Annotated in this window: 13 protein-coding genes; 8 read left to right on the top strand and 5 right to left on the bottom strand. The window is 34.7% G+C overall.

Features of this window, described 5'->3' with window-relative positions:
- Positions 1–10 precede the first annotated feature (10 nt).
- From QNH24_RS02265 to QNH24_RS02255, 3 genes are all read right to left on the bottom strand, one after another.
- Positions 11–1,006, bottom strand: a complete 996-nt coding sequence (locus QNH24_RS02265) for a TAXI family TRAP transporter solute-binding subunit (protein WP_283870561.1) — start codon at positions 1,004–1,006, stop codon at positions 11–13.
- A gap of 307 nt (positions 1,007–1,313) precedes the next feature.
- Positions 1,314–1,865 carry a superoxide dismutase family protein gene (locus tag QNH24_RS02260; RefSeq protein WP_283870560.1) on the bottom strand — a complete coding sequence of 184 codons (552 nt, stop codon included), beginning with the start codon at positions 1,863–1,865 and terminating at the stop codon, positions 1,314–1,316.
- A gap of 108 nt (positions 1,866–1,973) precedes the next feature.
- Positions 1,974–2,723, bottom strand: coding sequence for a LysM peptidoglycan-binding and 3D domain-containing protein (locus tag QNH24_RS02255; RefSeq protein ID WP_283870559.1), 750 nt, complete (start codon positions 2,721–2,723; stop codon positions 1,974–1,976).
- Positions 2,724–3,016: 293 nt separating this feature from the next.
- Between QNH24_RS02255 and QNH24_RS02250 the strand changes: the two genes are divergently transcribed.
- Together QNH24_RS02250 and QNH24_RS02245 are read left to right on the top strand one after the other, a co-directional pair.
- Positions 3,017–3,205, top strand: coding sequence for a hypothetical protein (locus tag QNH24_RS02250; RefSeq protein WP_054772405.1), 189 nt, complete (start codon positions 3,017–3,019; stop codon positions 3,203–3,205).
- A gap of 52 nt (positions 3,206–3,257) precedes the next feature.
- On the top strand, positions 3,258–4,388 hold the full coding sequence (locus QNH24_RS02245) for a response regulator (protein WP_283870558.1): 1,131 nt from the start codon (positions 3,258–3,260) through the stop codon (positions 4,386–4,388).
- A 69-nt stretch (positions 4,389–4,457) separates the two neighbouring features.
- Here the strand turns inward: QNH24_RS02245 and QNH24_RS02240 are convergent, their stop codons facing one another.
- Positions 4,458–5,483, bottom strand: coding sequence for a GGDEF domain-containing protein (locus tag QNH24_RS02240; protein WP_283870557.1), 1,026 nt, complete (start codon positions 5,481–5,483; stop codon positions 4,458–4,460).
- A gap of 305 nt (positions 5,484–5,788) precedes the next feature.
- Here QNH24_RS02240 and QNH24_RS02235 point away from each other — a divergent pair, with 305 nt between their 5' ends.
- From QNH24_RS02235 to QNH24_RS02215, 5 genes are all read left to right on the top strand, one after another.
- Positions 5,789–8,830: a hybrid sensor histidine kinase/response regulator gene (locus QNH24_RS02235; RefSeq protein WP_283870556.1), complete on the top strand. Its 3,042-nt coding sequence runs from the start codon at positions 5,789–5,791 to the stop codon at positions 8,828–8,830.
- 123 nt (positions 8,831–8,953) lie between these two features.
- Entirely contained in the window at positions 8,954–9,643 is a 690-nt protein-coding gene (locus tag QNH24_RS02230) for a response regulator transcription factor (RefSeq protein ID WP_283870555.1), read from the top strand.
- A complete protein-coding gene (locus QNH24_RS02225; RefSeq protein ID WP_283870554.1) occupies positions 9,640–10,632 on the top strand; it encodes a sensor histidine kinase in 993 nt (330 codons plus the stop codon). Before QNH24_RS02230 ends, QNH24_RS02225 begins: the two co-directional genes overlap by 4 nt.
- 94 nt (positions 10,633–10,726) lie before the next feature.
- Entirely contained in the window at positions 10,727–11,488 is a 762-nt protein-coding gene (locus QNH24_RS02220) for an ABC transporter ATP-binding protein (protein ID WP_283870553.1), read from the top strand.
- Positions 11,478–13,322: an FtsX-like permease family protein gene (locus QNH24_RS02215; protein WP_283870552.1), complete on the top strand. Its 1,845-nt coding sequence runs from the start codon at positions 11,478–11,480 to the stop codon at positions 13,320–13,322. Before QNH24_RS02220 ends, QNH24_RS02215 begins: the two co-directional genes overlap by 11 nt.
- A 36-nt stretch (positions 13,323–13,358) precedes the next feature.
- Here QNH24_RS02215 and QNH24_RS02210 read toward each other — a convergent pair whose 3' ends face one another.
- The gene (locus QNH24_RS02210) at positions 13,359–13,799 is read right to left on the bottom strand and encodes a hypothetical protein (protein WP_283870551.1); all 441 of its coding nucleotides are present in this window, start codon (positions 13,797–13,799) and stop codon (positions 13,359–13,361) included.
- 172 nt (positions 13,800–13,971) lie between these two features.
- Here QNH24_RS02210 and QNH24_RS02205 point away from each other — a divergent pair, with 172 nt between their 5' ends.
- The gene (locus QNH24_RS02205; protein WP_283870550.1) at positions 13,972–14,610 is read left to right on the top strand and encodes a YfbR-like 5'-deoxynucleotidase; all 639 of its coding nucleotides are present in this window, start codon (positions 13,972–13,974) and stop codon (positions 14,608–14,610) included.
- Positions 14,611–14,668 lie beyond the last annotated feature (58 nt).

Raw genomic sequence — 14,668 nt, 5'->3', positions numbered from 1 at the left:
AGCTATTACATTATTTCTTTTCGTCAAAGTACTTTTGTGCACCTGGGTGAACATCAATACTTATACCAGCTAAACCAGTTTCTGCTTTGATGAACGCTCCTTTTGGATGGGAAATTTTATCTTTATTATCATAGATAGCCTTTGTCATTGAATAAACAACATCATCTGGAAGATCCTTTCTCACTGCAAGCATCGCAAGAACTGACACTGTTTCAGTATCATTAGCAATACCATAAGTTCCAGCCTTTACTGTATCTTTTGCATAGTATGGATATTTCTCAATTAATGCATCTGCTTTACCAGGATCTACACCAATAATATTTACTTTCGTCGTTGCATTTAATGCCTCAACTGCCGCTGTGGGTGTACCAGCTGTTATAAATGCTGCATCAATTTGACCTGATTGAAGACCATCTGTGGATTCCCCAAAATCGAGGTTTTGAGCTTTAATATCAGTCATTGTTAGTCCATGAACTTCAAGTAATTGTTCAGCATTTGCATAAGTTCCAGACCCTGGTGCACCTACAGATACCTTTTTTCCTTTTAAATCTGCATATGACTTTATTCCAGATGCCTCAGTTGTAACTAGTTGTACCGTCTCTGGATAAAGAGCACCCAAAGCCGCAATTGTATCAATTTTCTTTTTGAACATTAACTTTCCTTCAGTAGCATAATAAGCAATATCTGTTTGAACAAATGCAATCTCACCTTTGCCTGCTTCCAATGCATTCATGTTTGCAGCAGAGGCTTGTGATACCTCAGCAGTAGTTTTAATACCTGTTTCTGTAGTAATAAAATCAGCAAATGTTCCACCTAATGCATAGTAAGTTCCCTGTGTTCCACCTGTAAGTAAGCTCATTAATTTAATGTCGGATGCTGGCTTGTCAGAAGATGCCGAATTATCCTTACCCTTGGTACCTGTTCCGCCATCGGCCCCGCATGCAGCCAGAATTAAGAGTGCAATTGCTGTTAAGAGCAGAAATAGATTAAAGCGCTTTTTCTTCATAGTAACCTTCCCCCTTGGTTATATTTAAGAATCTATTTAAAATTATCAAATTTAGTATAATAATGTCAATCTATTTACGGTAAATTCAGTATTTTTGAAAAATACACCGATTTTTAAACCAATTCCAATCATATCTCTATTACCCCGAAATATTCTCTATTAAACAACAAATTCCTCTCTTAATAAATTCCCCTCTTAAATAAAACGAAATGTATATGTATAAAAATGCAGAAATGGCAACTATTTATTTACCATTTCAAAAAAATACTGTACCTAAAGTAATTGCCTTCAGATACAGTACTCACTATTATTGAATGACTCCACATGCAATTCTTGCACCAGAATTACCAGCAGGATCTGTTTTATAGTCGTCTTCGGATTCATGGATAACTAAGGCTGTACCTTCCCCGTTTAGTAACGAATTTGCCGCATTTTTTTCTAGTGTCAGCCCTTCAGCTAAAAAATTCAAATCCACATTGCCATCCTCACCAACTTCTAAATTCGGAAGATCTCCTAGATGATAGCCTTTTGGATTGAGCTTCCCGTGCTCTTTAGATGTTGGATTAAAATGTGGTCCAGCAGATTCAAAGGTTGGCGGTTCGCATTTTCCAACTGCATGTATATGAATTCCATGCGTCCCTGGTGGCAATCCCGATAACGCTAGCGTCATCATAACCCCATTATCCTCTTCTTGAAAATACGCATTTCCATAGCTTTCATTATCTTTACCGATTACTTTTGCGGTTGCTGTCAGCGGGGATTTAGCATTAACCGCCACTTTCTCTTCTTTCTTTTCAAAAAAACCACAGCCTCCGACAAACACCAATAGAGACATAAATACCAAGCTTATTTTTTTCATAATAAATACCTCCTCTATTTCTGATAGTTCCCAACAATCCTCACACTTATTCGATTTATCTAAAAAAATAAAAGAGACATCTCCTATGAGATATCCCTTTTCCTGACATCAATTTAAAACCTTCACTGTTACCTGCTTGACGCCCCACTTCCGGGCTTGTCCCTCTGAAGGGATAAAGACATCAATTTTATTGCCTTTAATGGCGCCGCCAGTATCCGCCGCTATTGCCTCCCCATAACCTTCAACCCAAACCTTTGTGCCTAGAGGAATAACCCTTGGATCTACAGCAATTACCTTTAAATTTGGATTAGATCGAATATCTGTCCCATTTGCTGTAATACCTGAACAGCCTTCACAATATGCAGTATAAGCAGTTGCACGCATCGTTAATGTTTTACCTGTCCCCTTTGTTGCGGCACTTGCCCCTTTTGTAGTTGTTGCTGGCTTTTGTACTTTATTTACGGTTGGTTTTGGCTTTGCCGCTGACGCCTTAATGGCTAATTGCTCCCCTACAAAAATTAAGTCAGATGAGAGATTATTCCATTCCTTTAATTCTGCAATCGTTACATTATTTGTGAGTGCAATATTAAATAAAGTATCACCTTTTTCAATAAGATGTTGATCCTTAGGCTTCTCATCACCCTTAACTATGCTTAAAGTTTGCTCTGGATATATCCAGGTTGAATCTATTTCACTTATTTGCTGTAATTCTTCTATAGATAAATTAAAAACTTTTGAGATTCCCCAAAGTGTGTTGCCAATTTGAACCCTGTCTATTTCCTCAGCAGAGGAAGAACCCGTAAATACACTTAGACTAAAGGTCAATGCCACAGCTAATGCAAATGCTTGTTTTTTCATATTTCATATTACCTCCATATTTTATTATTTTTTTGCAATCTGGTGCTAGCACGCTAGAGATAGGCTCTTCTATGCAATCGATGCTAGAGAATGCGTTTAATAACTCAGGACAATGGACCTGATATTACAAATTATTACTATAAAAACAGAAAAATATACAATACCAATCATATATTTAGCAAATAACACAATTTTATGGGATAAAAACTAAATCAAATGTTAATGATTCACATCTTTTAAATGTTGGAAAAACAATGTTTTCATCCGATAATAGAGGAAAGGAGGAATGTAGGATGGAGACTTATTCGATATTGGTTTCTAAGGAGCTAAAGCTGCAAAAAGATAGACTACCACACGCAATGCGAGACGCACTCCATTTAAATATGACCTTGTTAATCATTGTCAAATTGATTGTCAATAAATCTCAACAACTTGCTAACAATCGAATGTACAAAGGAACCGTGATAGAAATTTCATATTAACCTATCCTCATTTTCGATTTAGGTTAAAAACATCTGAAAGTTGGTGCCCTTTTTGATTCGAGTAATTGTTATGGACGATGAGCCATTAGCTCTTATAAACATGGAGAAAAAGTTAGAGGAGTTTGATTCAATAGAGGTTATTAAAACTTTTACAACTGTAAAAGAATTGATGGCTGAAGGACCAAACCTGTCCTTTCAAGTAGCATTTTTAGATATTGAAATGCCTGGCATGAACGGTTTAGAAGTTGCACATCTTCTCCAAGAATGGAATCCAAACATCTATATCGTTTTCGTTACAGCATATCGTGATTATGCAATTCAAGCATTTGAAATTCACTCACTTGATTATTTATTAAAGCCTATTTCAAAAGCTCGCTTAGAGACAACCATAAATAGAATCCAAGCACTCTTCCACCAAGAAAAGAAGTCACTTCCTGTAGTAGATCAACAAAAATCCTTATTGACTATTCAATGTTTTGGAGGTTTCGTTGTCTCATATGATGATAAAACCGTACTTTGGAGAACGGTAAAAACAAAGGAGTTATTTGCCTTTCTTTTTTCTAATCTTAATAGCCTCATTCCCCGGGATACTATTATTGACGCTTTATGGACTGAGACAGACTATAAGAAAGCTAGGGTGCAATTGCATACAACCGTTTCATATCTCCGTACAACACTTTCTACATTAGGCTATTTAGATGTGATTCAGTATGCAAATGGCTGTTATATTTTACAGCTTGAAGATTTCCAATGTGATGCTTATGACTTAGAGCAGATCTTAAATGAGAAAATGGAGAGTGGAAGGCTCAATATTGAGAAGGCAGAGGCACTTATACAAAAGTATCAAGGCGAATACATGGCTACACTAGATTATCCGTGGATTATTAGTAAAGCCAATTATATGAATAACCAATTTACGCTTTTGCTGCATGATCTTGAAGCCCATTATACAGCCATAAATGACGTAAAAAAGCGAGAACATATCTTACTCTTAGCCTTTGAACATAATCCATATTCTGATAAAACTATTCAACAACTAATGCAACACTATATCGAAATAGATAATCGAGCAAGTGCTGTGAAAATTTACAATAAATTTAGAGATACCTTGTTAAATGATCTTGAGATTTTACCAAATCAAGAAACAACGGAGCTTTTTAATGCGTTATCACAGGAATTATAACAACTATTATTCATACAAAAAAGTATGCTAGATGTAACTTATAGCATACTTTTATTTTTTGCGCTTTTTTTATTTGATTATTTTTTCTGATAGCTCATCAACGACACAGGTACAGTTTCTGCCTGATTGTTTCGCTTTATATAATGCCTGATCTGCAATGGAGATTAATTGATTCGGATTCATAATGTTTGTTGTAAAAGCCGTAATACCTGCAGACAATGTTACCGGCCGTCCACATGCGGTATCTAGTAAAGCCTGCTTTATTCGTAGATTTTCAGCTATTTCAATAGCGATATCAACTGTAGCGGACGGTAATATGACCATAAACTCTTCCCCACCATAGCGAAAGCACATCCCCTGTTTACCAATGTTGTTCTGCATATGATTAGCAAAGGATTTTAAAACCTCATCCCCCATAGTATGACCGTATGTATCGTTTATACTTTTAAAGTCATCTAAATCTATTAAGACTATTGCATGGGGTACTCTATTAAAAATTAACTCATTTAAAATTTGATCCATCCTTCTACGGTTAGGAATTCCTGTTAAAGAGTCTAAATTTAGCTGATTTGTTAAGTCAGATATTTTACTTTCTGAAAGAATTACAACGTTCTCCACTACTTCTTTTAACGATCGCACTTCATCATACCAATCATTAATCACTTCAAGCTCTTGAACCCCTTCCGCTCTTTCTACACTAGTAGAAAGTTTTTGGAGAGGTCGTACAATTTTTAAAGCAATCCATATTGCTACTATCAAAATAATTACAAACAAAATGAATAAAGGAACAATCATACTTTTGAAAAAGGTGCTAAATGAAATGGTATTTTCATCATGTATTTTACCAACCAGTTGCTCCATATTAAGTTCTATGGACTGTGCTTGATTAGGGTCATTTAATCGTTCCTGTATATAGTTTTCGGACATGGCCGAAAGTTCCCTTACATAATTCTCTTGCATCATGTTTTTATTTTGCGTAAGAATGTCGTTAAAATTTCGATAGCTGCTCCAAATACTAACACCAGATGTCGCAAGTACAACGATGATTATCATACTCACAATAACAAACGATAACTTTAACTTGTATTTACCCACAATAGATCATTTCTCCCATTGAGATGATTTTTTCGTTAAATCTTATCTATGTTTTTACTCATAAAAATTGATATATTTATTCCATCATCATACGACATAGTTCTTAAAAAATACTTAACAATTGATTAAATTTAACCGACTTTAGAAATATAATGAAACTCAAAAAGAACTATATTTAAGACATTGTGAACATCTTTATATCTTAAAGTATTCTTTAAGAGAATTACTTATTTCCATTTTCTGATTTTCATGGCATGGTAAATATAGTCCTTTTTCTTATTCAGAAGACCATTTAGGAGGTCCTTATGTCGCTGTTTAAAAATACCGCTAGTCGTGTACTTACTATTGTTTTAATATTTATTGCTCTGACCATTCTTCGCCTACTATGGCTATCATATTTTCTTCCTTCCAGTAATCAGCCTGTCGCCCATGAAGGAATATTTGATATTCGACATCAGCAGTTACCTGAAGATGAAGTTCTTCATCTCAATGGTGAATGGCTCTATTATCCAGATTTAGTAGACCCCCTAACCATTAACGATCGTACACTCACTTATTCTTCCAGCGTTAATAGGCAAACGATTCCTATAAAAGATGCAGGGAAAAAAGCACAAAGCTACGGTACATATCGTTTAAAAATTCAACTTAATACTAATGCAGCTAAAGATAACCATTACGCTATTCGAATTCCAGCTGTATCTACAGCTTCAGCATTATATATTAATGGTAAATTAGTTGGGCAATCAGGCAAAGTTGCTTCTAACCCACAAAGCCATAGAGGTCAAGCTGCCCCTTATACTGTTTATTTTACAAATGAGCAATCTGAAATGGACTTAGTACTACACGTATCTAATTTTGATACTTCAGAAAGTCCTACTATTAGTAAAAGAGTTTTATTTAGCTCAGCAACAGCTATGATACATCATCAACAGGTTACCAAGCTATCACTTGCGACTATTTCAATTATGCTCATCATATTCGCACTCTTCAGCATTTTAGTGTTTTTATTTATTTATCGAAAACCTATTGTATTACTGTTCACCGTTGGCTTTCTATTGCCTTTAGCCGATGAGTTAATAACCTTTGATCGCTCTATATTAGATTGGTTACATTTAGAGTATGCTTGGTCATTTAAACTATCGTCAGTCATTTATCTAGGGGCTTCTTTTTTCTTTGTCCAATTTATGCGTGTTTTACTAGTCAAATATCGTTATGCAAAATGTTTTCAGCTGTTCTTTCATTTATATGCTTTAGGAGCTCTATTGATTGTACTTTTACCTATTAAATGGCTGTATATATCAAATTTGCTGTTCTTTATTCTTTATGCTGCTTCATTTTTATTTGTAGTCGCCTTTGCGTTAAGAGAGTACATTGAAAATCAAACACAGAGCTCTGTTTTTATTGCTCTTACAGCTCTTAGTACAACAAATGGAGTTATCTGGGGGCTTATTAAATCTATTTATGTTTTTGATATACCGGTTTATCCACTTGACTATTTATTTATCATGCTTGGGTTTTCGAGTTACTGGTTTAAACGCTTTTTTGAAAATACAGAGCAAATTAAAGTTTTAGTGGCTAAATTACAAAAGGATGATGAATTAAAGGATGAGTTTTTATCAAGTAGTTCACAGAAGCTGTGGGATCCTATGAATAAGATGATTACTTTAGGACAGTCCATTTATGATAATCCTAATAATAAGCTAGTGGCTGAGGATCATGAAAATCTTAAGTATCTCATTGATATTGGGAGAAGTATGTCCTTCACATTAAATGACATATTGGATTACACTCGCTTAAAAGAAGGAAATCTACATCTTCATAAAAAAGTTATTAGCATCCAAGGCGCTGTATATGGGGTTTTTGATATGCTAAGGTTTATTACAAATGGAAAACAAATTCACATGAATTCTACTATTTCTCAATCATTTCCTAATATACTTGCTGATGAAAAGCGCTTAATCCAAATTCTTTTTAATCTTTTACATAATGCTATTAAATATACAGATGCTGGATCTATTGAAATTAGTGCACATATAGAAAAGAATATGGCTGTTATCCTTATCCATGACACTGGTTTAGGCATGGATGATTCGATTCAAAGTCGGTTATTTTCCCCATACGAGCAGGGAAGCGAAAATGATGATGGAATTGGGCTTGGTTTATTGATTTCTAAAAAGCTTATTGAATTACATGGAGGCACATTGAAAATACATTCTATTCCTAACAAAGGATCTGATGTTTATTTTACTTTGCCTTTAGCAATGGAAAACGTAAAGGATCAGCATAACTATTTAAAGCATGAGATTACAGCAGTTCCAGCAGAAGAAAAAATCCTGGCCTCTATAACAGAAAAACAATTCAAAATCTTAATGGTTGATGATGATCTGGTAAATTTAACAATAATGCGTAGTTTATTTGCACCAACCGAGTATGCTGTTAAAACTGTAACTAGCAGTGAAATGGCTTTAGCTGCTTTAAAGGACAATGATTGGGATTTAGTTATAATTGATGCCATGATGCCCTATATCTCTGGCTATGCATTAATTGAGATGATGCGAGAGCATTATTCCTTACTCGAATTACCAATATTATTATTAACAGCTCGAAAATATCCGGAAGATGTTTACATTGGCTTTGCACATGGGGCAAATGATTATGTGACAAAGCCAATTAATGCTCTTGAATTAAAGGTTCGAAGCCGCGCTTTGATCGATCTCAAATATAGCATCCATCAACAATTGCAATTAGAGACTGCTTGGCTACAAGCCCAAATACAACCACATTTTTTATTTAATACTTTAAATACAATTGCATCACTTAGTACCATCGATACGGATCGTATGATTAACTTATTGCATCATTTTGGTGAATATCTCCATGCAAGCTTTGATGTGCGAAATCTGCAGCGAGTTGTTCCGCTTAAGGAAGAATTAGAGCTAGTAAACTCGTATCTCTATATTGAACAACAGCGCTTTGGGCAACTACTACATATCGAATGGGATATTGATAATCATATAAATATTGATATTCCCCCTATCTCCATTCAAAATTTAGTAGAAAATGCAATACGTCATGGCGTATTAAAACAGGAAAAGGGCGGTACAGTCTGTATTCGTATTAAAGATGGTCCTGATTTTGTAGCAATAAGTGTTATTGATAATGGTGTTGGTATAGATCCGACCATATTACATGAATTACAATCAGGTAACGATAATAAAAGTACTAACTCTGGCATAGGTATCCGTAATACTGATTTACGCCTAAAAAGGATTTATGGACAAAGATTGCACATTGAAAGCACACTTAATAAAGGAACAACTATATCTTTCCGCATTCCCAAAAATTAATTTTAAAAGGGCCATCACACTCTCAATTGGATTTGTGGTGGCTCTTCTTTATAATGTAGAGTTACATAGATTTTAAAAAATCAGGGTACAATATAAGAAGGTAACTAAAGAAAGGTCGATACTATGTACAAAATTTACATAATCGAAGATGATGCTAATATTTCAAGGCTAATCACAGAGCAATTAACAAAATATCAATTTCAATGCTATACTGTCCAGCAATTCCATCATATTGTAGAAGAATTTCAGACTATTCAACCCCATCTTGTGGTTATGGATATTAACCTACCAACCTATGATGGCTATTTTTGGTCAAGGAAAATCCGCCAGCTTTCCACATGTCCGATCATCATTGTATCAGCGCGTATTAACGATATTGATCAGGTTTACGGTATAGAAAATGGTGCAGATGATTTTATGACTAAGCCCTTTTCACTTGATGTGTTTATGGCAAAAGTGAATGGTCTTATCCGTCGTACATATGGAGAATATGCTTCTTCTGACTCTTCTATCATCACCATTGCAAATACAACTTTAAATACTGATACTGTTCGTCTTCAAACAGCAAAACAGGAGAGCTTATTAACATTAAAAGAAATGCAGCTTTGCAAATTACTATTTGATTCATATCCGAATGTTGTTACTCGTCAAGAGCTGTTAAGTGCCATTTGGGATGATGAAACCTTTGTTGAGGAAAACACCTTATCCGTGAACATTGGCCGTCTACGTAAAAAATTTGAAGTCATTCAATCTTTACTAGAAATTAAAACCATTCGCGGACTCGGCTACCAATTAGTGGAGGTAGAAGAATGAAACTTTTTTTTCGAGATCATGCAAGTGTCATTATCCTTTACGCTATAAGCTTTCTGTTTCTTCCTTGGCTCATACAAGTATTGGATGATTTATCATCGCACTATTTCTATTTTATTTTTCTCGTTAGCTTCTTATTTACGATTTGGCTAGTTGGTCGTTATTTTCGTAGAAGGAAATTGTATGCCCATTTACAAAACAACACCCTCACACATAATGATTTACACTTATTTGAACCTCAAGCTTGGATTGAACAAGCCTATAGCTCAAAGCTACGTCAAATGCAGTATTTATATTTAACTCAGCAGCAACTACTTGAAGAACAAGGAAATGAAAGACAGCTTGTGTTATCTCATTTTGCCCATCAGATGAAAACACCCCTATCAGTGATTCAATTGATTATTCAATCTAATCCTAATGCTGCTGCAAGTAATCCATCCGAGTGGCAAATTATTAAGAATGAATGTGACAAGATGACATTTACCCTCAACCAACTACTCAGTTATGAACGTACTTCCCATCTTGCTGCGGATTTAAAAATTGAAGCACTCCTATTAAAGGAACTGGTTCAGGAGGTAATCAACAATTTAAAGGATTATTTCATCGCTAAGGAAATTTTCCCCAAAATAGTATTCACTGACAACCCTATTATTTACTCAGACCAGAAATGGTTAAAAATTACGCTCTATCAAATTCTCAATAACGCTATTAAATACGGGGATTCTGAAAGCTCCATTCAAATCATGTATGACGATGCTATTTTACAAATTAAAAACGAGGGAGAGACCATTCCTGAGAGCGAGATTTCCCGAGTCTTTGATTTATTTTATACAGGTACAAAAGGACGAATGGGTGGTGCAGCAACAGGGATTGGCCTCTATTTGGTGAAGAAGATACTAACTTCGTTAGAGCACCCTTTCACTTTACTATCTCTAAACAATACCACAACCTTTACCATAGATTTTTCAAATAAGCGGAAAAAAGTAATATGACAACTTTGTCATATTGACGTCATATAGCTAAATAGGTATATGACGGCTCCTTTTTTATAATAGAGCTATCAATTAAAGTAAGGAGTTGTTGAAGATGGGAAACAGTATCCTACAAGTGTCCAATCTACAAAAAGAATATATCGGAGAAATCACCTATAGAGCATTGAATGGTATCAATTTTCAGCTTGGAGAAAATGAATTCGTAGCAGTTATGGGGCCTTCAGGAAGCGGAAAAACAACATTTTTAAATAGTGTGTCCACAATTGATCGCCCTACTGCTGGAGAAATCCTTATAAATAGTAGAAATCCATATACATTAAATGACGATGAGCTTGCTAAATTTCGCCGTAAAGAATTAGGCTTTGTATTTCAGGATTTTAATCTTGTCCACACATTAACCGTGAAGGAAAATATATTATTACCATTAACATTGGATAGTTTACCTGCCGATAAAATGAACCAACGCCTAAAAAATGTATCTCAGTTTCTTGGCATTGAAGAGCTACTATCAAAAAGGATTTATGAAATTTCTGGTGGGCAAAAACAGCGAGTAGCCATTGCACGAGCAGTTATTCATGAACCAACTTTATTATTGGCAGATGAGCCTACAGGCAATCTTGACTCCAAAGCTGTAAACGATGTGATGAACTTATTTAGTTCTATTCATACAGCATTAAATACAGCCATTCTAATGGTGACACACGATCCATATGTTGCAAGCTTCGCCAGTCGGATTATTTTCATTAAGGATGGTAAATTATATAACGAAATTCATCGTGGTCATAATCGCAAGCAGTTTTATCAGGAAATTATGGATACACTCGCATTTCTAGGTGGTGGACAGCATGAGCTTTAATCATATTGTTGTGCAAAATATTTTGCGTGATAAGTGGACATATATTTCCTATTTTCTTAGTAGCGTATTTTCGATCATAATTTTCTTTCTCTTTACAATCATTGCATTTCATCCAAGTTTAAATAGCTTAGATCCAGATTCAACACTTGGTATATCACTACTTTTGGCGAGTATGCTCGTCTATTTGTTTTCATTTATCTATATCACTTACTCTATCATGGCATTTTTAAAGAAAAAAACAAAAACACTTGGGATTTTTATGATAACTGGGGCATCTATGAAGCAAATTCGCACACTCATCTTTCGTGAAAATATCTTAATAGGTGCTTTGGCAATAATAACAGCAATTGTTTTTGGTCTTGTTATTACCCCTCTTCTTTTAATGGGGGCCAAAGTCGTTTTAAAGGCTGAAACTTTTGGTATGTATTTTCCTCTAAAAGCAATGGTACTTACAATTTTGCTATTCATTGGATTATTTGTAGTGATTTCAAAAATTGTCACACGATTTATTAATAAAGAAGCCTCCATTCAGCTTTTAAAGGGTGACACTATCGTTGAAAAATCTATACCAAAGCATCCTTACTTATTTGGTATTAGTATCATATGTTCAGCTACACTGGCTTATTTATTAAAAATAAATCATCATTTTGTTGAAAGCCTCGGTGTTCTTTACTATTTAATATTTTTTATAAGTTTTCTTTGCTCGATTTATCTCATCATATCGCAGGGAATGCACTTCCTTCTAAAAATTTTTGAGAAATCGCCAGCCTATGTGCGAAAAACAAATATGCTACTAGTTTCTAATTTAAATGCAAAAATGAAATCTCATGCAAATATGCTGTTTTTAATCACAATTTTATTAAGTGGTGTATTTTTATGTACCAGTATTTTATTTAGCTCCTACTACAATGTTGCAAAGGATAGTGAAGCAAACTATCCATATAGCTTTCAATATATAGCTGATCCTAAAGCAGATTCAAATATGGTAAAAGACGATATTGATTATCTAGAAAAGGAACTATCCACAATTGATTCCCAGAAATATTTTATTGAATTTAAATCCAATGAAGAGGAACGACTCGGCTATATGTCTGTTTCTACTTATAATTTGTTAAAAAATAAATCGGTTAGCTTACATGATGATGAATTTATAGCTGTTGCTGGAAATCGTGATTTAGAACCAATATCAAATAAGCATAAAGATCAGATTCTTAAAAATCTAAAGCTTGCATCTATAGATGAAAAAAACTTGTTATCCACTGGCTTCCAGAACACCTATTTTATTGTACCTGACCAGCTTTATGAAAGTATTCATTTCCCTATTTATCAAGTATATATCTTTGAGTTAGCAAATTGGACAGCATATATGGAGCTAGCTGATAAAATTATGGAGCATATACCATCTTTACCTGATAATCGTTATGTCACTTCCAAAATAGCATTGTATGATTCGGAAATGTTTGTGAAAAGTGTGATGTTTTTTATCGGTTCTATGTTGAGTCTTATTTTCTTAAGTGCAGCTATGAGTATTCTCTACTTTTATTTACAAACAACCCTTATACAGGAAAGAGAAAAATACACAAGTATACGGAAGCTCGGTCTTTCTCAAAAGGAATTATTCACTGTTGTTTCAAAAGAGCTGGCAATCCTTATATTTGTACCATTTGCTCTAGCCATTACGATGTTATTTATTACTTTGTTTGCCCTGCGAACGATGATTTCAATCACATTTTTACAAGTTTCCATGATAAGCTCTCTTTGTTTCTTAGCCCTATTCATGATTAGTTACTTATTTATTCGTAAGAGTTATTTCAAGAGATTGCTTACCATATAATAAAAAATACGCACTCCCCCATGGGTGCGTATTTCTTTACCAAAGAACAGGCTTTGCGACCATCAGCCATAACATAATTAGCAATAAACAAATATACATCCATGCCTTTCGCCGTAACAATAAAGCAAACTTTTTCTGGTCATAGGCGGATGTATTAAATGTCCTTAAGGTTGGTTTGAATGCTCTTGCCAAAAAAACAATAGAAGCCAACATAACAAGAAATGTTAGGACTATCCACGATGTACTCCAATGATAGCCCGCATGCCACATTAATAAAATGCCAGACGCAACAAGAACATGCCCAGAATGCTTGACAATGGTAATAGCCCCCTTAAAGGCTTCGATATATGGCGGCATTTCAATATGAGCCGCAGTGTTCATTTTCTTAACAATTGGTAAAACTACAAACAATGGCCCAATTGAAAGAATGGCGCTTACAATATGTATATAAAGAAGAAGTGTATAAATAGAAATCATGGTGCAAACTCTCCTTATTAGCAGTCCCCTTCATTATAGCATTCAACTTGTCCCGACTTTAGAAGCATTTGTGAATCCTTTGTAAACGCCATTTGAATCATTGTTAAATTGTTTGAAATCTTTACAAAGAGGGTAAGGTTTATAGTAACATGCACTTATAGAACAAAAAGGAGTGATTTTTATAGGAATTCATCAATTTTTTACAAGTCTAAATGATCTAGAACGTATTATTCGTTGCCCTGGCCGCTTCAAATTTGAAGAGCATAACGTAGCTGCTCACTCTTGGAAGGTTTCACAATACGCTATGTTTTTTGCCACATTAGAGGAAATGAATGGCGCCACAGTAAACTGGAAGGCACTTTACGAAAAGACCATTAATCATGATTTTGCTGAAGTATTTATAGGCGATATTAAAACACCAGTAAAACATGCTAGCCCTGAGCTCAAACAAATGCTTGCACATGTGGAAGAAAAAATGATGGAAAAATTCATTATTAATGAAATCCCTCAGGAATTTCAAGCCGTCTTCTTTGAGCGTATGAAAGAGGGTAAGGATAGCACGTTGGAGGGTCGTTTACTTGAATTTGCCGATAAGCTAGATCAATTTTATGAGGCCTTTGCTGAATTAAAGAGAGGAAACACTGACAAAGAATTTGTTTATATGTATCAATCAGCCCTTTCCAAGCTTTTAGCCATTCCTCTAGATGCAACCGTACACTATTTCCGCACTGAAATTTTGAAGGATGCTGTGAAGGAAAAGACACATATTGATATTCAAGCTCTCACTAATGAAGTATTAACCTCAACTTAATAAGATGCATGTACAAGTTTTCCGAATGAATAAACTCACGGAAGGCTTTTTTTATTTT

The organism is Lysinibacillus pakistanensis (assembly GCF_030123245.1).
Classification (GTDB): Bacteria; Bacillota; Bacilli; order Bacillales_A; family Planococcaceae; genus Lysinibacillus; species Lysinibacillus pakistanensis.
Note: the sequence above shows the minus strand (reverse complement) of the source record. Positions and strands in the feature narration are given on the sequence as shown.

Bases quoted from the DNA above. Each gene is read 5' to 3' on its own strand.
- QNH24_RS02215 (WP_283870552.1), top strand. From the start codon at position 11,478: ATGAGCTTTAATCATATTGTTGTGCAAAATATTTTGCGTGATAAGTGG.
- QNH24_RS02225 (WP_283870554.1), top strand. From the start codon at position 9,640: ATGAAACTTTTTTTTCGAGATCATGCAAGTGTCATTATCCTTTACGCT.
- QNH24_RS02250 (WP_054772405.1), top strand. From the start codon at position 3,017: ATGGAGACTTATTCGATATTGGTTTCTAAGGAGCTAAAGCTGCAAAAA.
- QNH24_RS02230 (WP_283870555.1), top strand. From the start codon at position 8,954: ATGTACAAAATTTACATAATCGAAGATGATGCTAATATTTCAAGGCTA.
- QNH24_RS02265 (WP_283870561.1), bottom strand. From the start codon at position 1,006: ATGAAGAAAAAGCGCTTTAATCTATTTCTGCTCTTAACAGCAATTGCA.
- QNH24_RS02260 (WP_283870560.1), bottom strand. From the start codon at position 1,865: ATGAAAAAAATAAGCTTGGTATTTATGTCTCTATTGGTGTTTGTCGGA.
- QNH24_RS02220 (WP_283870553.1), top strand. From the start codon at position 10,727: ATGGGAAACAGTATCCTACAAGTGTCCAATCTACAAAAAGAATATATC.
- QNH24_RS02210 (WP_283870551.1), bottom strand. From the start codon at position 13,799: ATGATTTCTATTTATACACTTCTTCTTTATATACATATTGTAAGCGCC.
- QNH24_RS02255 (WP_283870559.1), bottom strand. From the start codon at position 2,723: ATGAAAAAACAAGCATTTGCATTAGCTGTGGCATTGACCTTTAGTCTA.
- QNH24_RS02235 (WP_283870556.1), top strand. From the start codon at position 5,789: ATGTCGCTGTTTAAAAATACCGCTAGTCGTGTACTTACTATTGTTTTA.